2 protein-coding genes and 1 pseudogene are annotated in these 2,605 nt (G+C 64.6%); all 3 read left to right on the top strand.

Annotated features, from left to right (window positions below; translation table 11 throughout):
• The first annotated feature begins 503 nt into the window (after positions 1-503).
• The 3 genes and pseudogenes from ACWFR4_RS48370 to ACWFR4_RS48360 all read left to right on the top strand — a co-directional run bounded on the left by ACWFR4_RS48370 (position 504) and on the right by ACWFR4_RS48360 (position 2,400).
• Positions 504-1,250, top strand: coding sequence for an RNA-guided endonuclease InsQ/TnpB family protein (locus ACWFR4_RS48370; protein ID WP_453658317.1), 747 nt, complete (start codon positions 504-506; stop codon positions 1,248-1,250).
• Between the two features lie 156 nt (positions 1,251-1,406).
• A pseudogene (locus ACWFR4_RS48365) lies at positions 1,407-1,526 on the top strand (IS21-like element helper ATPase IstB); the annotation flags it as partial.
• 148 nt (positions 1,527-1,674) lie between these two features.
• The gene (locus tag ACWFR4_RS48360) at positions 1,675-2,400 is read left to right on the top strand and encodes a nucleotidyltransferase domain-containing protein (protein WP_453658315.1); all 726 of its coding nucleotides are present in this window, start codon (positions 1,675-1,677) and stop codon (positions 2,398-2,400) included.
• The last annotated feature ends 205 nt before the right edge of the window (positions 2,401-2,605 follow it).

The following is a 2,605-nucleotide window of genomic DNA, read 5'->3' as shown; positions in this document are numbered from 1 at the left end:
AAGTTAACCGTGCAGGTGAAACTCCTGCCGACGCCCGTGCAGGCGGCGGCACTTGAGGAAACCCTGCACGCCTGCAATCAGGCCGCGACCTGGGTGTCGTCCGTGGCGTTCGAGAAGGACATCAAGCGCAACTTCGCCCTGCGTGAGCACACCTAAACGGCGGTCAAGGACCGGTGGAAGCTGGGAGCGCAGGCGGCCCAGCACGTCATCAAGAAGACCTGCGACGCCTACCGCACCCTCAAGGCGAACCTGAAGGCAGGGAACCTCGGCAAGCCCTCCTCCAAGCGCTACCGGCGGGCCACCGAAAAGCCGATCGCCTTCCGCCCGACGGGCGCGCAGCCGTATGACGACCGGATGCTGTCCTGGCAGTACACGGAGCGTACGGTGTCGATCTGGACCCTGTCGGGCCGGATGAAAGAGGTGGCGTTCACCGCCGCCCCGAGCATGTGGCGCGCTTGGCCCTGTGCCGCAGGGGCGAGTCCGATCTGTTGTTCCGCGACGGCATGTGGTTCCTGATCGCGACCTGTGAGGTCCCCGAGGCCGAACTCAACACCAGTGTCACCCAGTTTCTGGGGATCGATCTGGGGATCGTGAACATCGCGACCACCTCGGACGGTCAGATCATGGCCGGACGACGGCTCAATCGCGGGCGTCTGCGCGAACGCGTCCTGCGTCAGAAACTCCAGAAGAAGAACACCCCCTCCGCCAAACGCCGGTTGAAGAAGCGGCGTCGTAAGGAGGCGCGGCGGGGACGGGACATCAACCACAAGATCGCGAAGCATGTGGTGGCCGAGGCAGAACGCACCGGACGCGGAATCGACCTGGAAGACCTCACGGGCATCCGCGCACGGGTACGGCTTCGCAAGCCCCAACGGGCCACCCACTCCTCCTGGGCTTTTGCCCAGCTCGGAGATTTCATCGCGTACAAGGCCTGCAAGGCAGGGGTGCCGGTGGTGCACGTCGATGCGGCGTACACCTCCCGCACCTGCGCCGAATGCGGGCACATCGACAAAGCGAACCGGGCCTCCCAGGCCCGCTTTGCATGCCGGTCCTGCGGATTCGTTGATCACGCGGACCGTAACGGCTCCCGCAACATCCGTCACCGTGCGGAAGAGTTGTGGCGACGCGGGGTGCAGTCAACCGCCCCAGACCCACCCCCGAACAGCGGGCGTGGGACAGGACGCAAACCCAGCACCACAGCCAGTGGCGCCCGTTGTGCAAGCCCGGGACTTTCCGTCCCGGGTCGTTGACAGTAGTGCCGTCAGTTGTTCACGGGTTTGGGAGGCACCCAGATCCACGGTCGGGTGATGTTCACGAGTTTCGACAGCGCCGGGGTACTTGCCAGGGCAGCATCGAGATGCTCCTGGTGAAAGGGCCTGGTCATGCCGCAGGTGTCGAAGGTCGAGCTGTACGCGGCGATCGTCGACCGCCTCACGTTCAACGGCACGATCATCGAGACCGGCACCGACTCCTATCGACTCGCATCCACACGGTCGAAGGCAGGCCAGCCCGCCAAGGCCGGCTGACACCCGCCGGTTCGCACTCGACGGCCCACCGTCGGTGACACTCCGTGCGGGTGGCGTTCCCGAAGGATTACTGAGGTTGGGAATGATCTTGTGTTGAAACCAACTGCCGTCTGGGTGTCATGCATATGACCTGGCACGATGAACGCCCATGAGCGATCAAGAAGCGGCGATATCCCAGGCCAGCCGTCTGGTTGGAGAACTGTTCCCGCAGGCACTTGGGGCTGTTCTCGGTGGATCAGTTGCCCAGGGCCGTGCCACGCCGGCCAGTGACCTCGACATAGGTGTCCTTCTCCCGAACTCCGCCGGAAGCGGCCGGGAGGTGATCCGTTACGAAGGGCGACTGGTCGAGTTGTTCCTCAATGATGCAGGGGACGTCCCAAGGTTCTTCGAGTGGGATCGAGCCCGCCGACGGGCGACGGTGGTCTTCGTCTATGCCCAGGGGATGACGCTAACCGACCCATACGGGCATGTGGCCCGCACTCGCCAGCTGGCAGAAGATGTCGTCGCGATGGGCCCTCCTCCTCTCACTGCGGAGCAGTGGTGCCATGGCCGCTATGTGCTGACGTGCTATCTGGACGACCTGATTGATACTCCGTCGGCCAGCCGTCACGAACAGCTTGTCGTTGCTGACCACGTCCTGCGGGAAGCGGCTGAGCTCGTCACTGCTCACCATGGTGCATGGACGGGGATCGGCAAATGGCTACCCCGTCGACTCCTAGCCGCGGACCCAGAGCTGGGCCAGGCATTGTTGGACGGGCATCAGACTGTTGCAGAACAGGCCGATCCAGCCCTGCTGGCAGCTGCCGCGAAGAAGCTACTGGATCTGATCGGAGGGCCACTGCGAGAGGGGTACTCCCATCGCTGGCAGGCATAGCCGGGTCCGCGCGAGCAGCGCGGAACCCCCGCAGTGCCCTGGGACGCGCCGGGCAGGGACGAGCCCGCAGGCGGTGGCGTGACGGCGAGCGGAGTTCCGTGGCGGTCGACGATCAGACATCCGATGCGGTTAAGGAGTCAAGCGGCGGTTGCGAGGACGGTCTGGGGTTGGGTGGGAAAGGCGATGGTCTCGTCGTAGGGGATGC

The organism is Streptomyces sp. NPDC055140 (assembly GCF_053607285.1).
The sequence above is the reverse complement of the archived record's forward strand: the minus strand, read 5'-3'. Positions and strand labels throughout refer to the sequence as shown.